Origin of the sequence: Paraburkholderia sp. SG-MS1, assembly GCF_012275575.1 — a bacterium.
Taxonomy (GTDB): domain Bacteria; phylum Pseudomonadota; class Gammaproteobacteria; order Burkholderiales; family Burkholderiaceae; genus Paraburkholderia.
Map to the genome: position 1 here is coordinate 1 of NZ_NPIH01000202.1, position 700 is coordinate 700.

1 protein-coding gene is annotated in these 700 nt (G+C 62.4%); it reads left to right on the forward strand.

Features of this window, described 5'->3' with window-relative positions; all coding sequences use genetic code 11:
• Positions 1–672: electron transfer flavoprotein subunit beta/FixA family protein (locus CIC12_RS15785; protein ID WP_168665016.1), on the forward strand; the 672-nt coding region annotated here is incomplete at its 5' end.
• Positions 673–700 lie beyond the last annotated feature (28 nt).

The window sequence follows — 700 nt, forward strand, 5'->3', positions numbered from 1 at the left end:
GACATCGCGAACGTGAAGATGTCGATGAATCCGTTCGATGAAATCGCGGTGGAAGAAGCGGTGCGTCTGAAGGAAGCCGGTGTGGCGACGGAAGTGATCGCCGTGTCGGCTGGTGTTGCGCAGGCGCAGGAAACGCTGCGCACGGCGCTGGCGATCGGCGCGGATCGCGCGATCCTGATCGAGTCGAGCGAAGAACTGCAGCCGCTGGCGGTCGCCAAGCTGCTGAAGGCGCTGGTCGACAAGGAACAGCCTTTATTGGTCATTCTCGGCAAGCAGGCCATCGACGACGATTCGAACCAGACCGGCCAGATGCTCGCCGCTTTGGCGAATCTGCCGCAGGCGACGTTTGCCTCGAAGATTGTCGTGGCTGACGGCAAGGCAACCGTGTCGCGCGAAGTGGACGGCGGGGCCGAAACGCTGTCGCTGACGCTGCCGGCCGTGGTCACCACCGATCTGCGCCTGAACGAGCCGCGCTACGTGACGCTGCCGAACATCATGAAGGCGAAGAAGAAACCGCTGGAGACGATCAAGCCCGCGGACCTCGGTGTGGACGTTGCACCGCGCCTGAAAACGCTGAAAGTCGTCGAGCCGCCGAAGCGCTCCGCCGGTGTGAAGGTGCCGGACGTGAAGACGCTGGTCGAGAAGCTGAAGACTGAAGCCAAGGTGCTGTGAGGGAGACGGACGAAATGACGAATCTGGT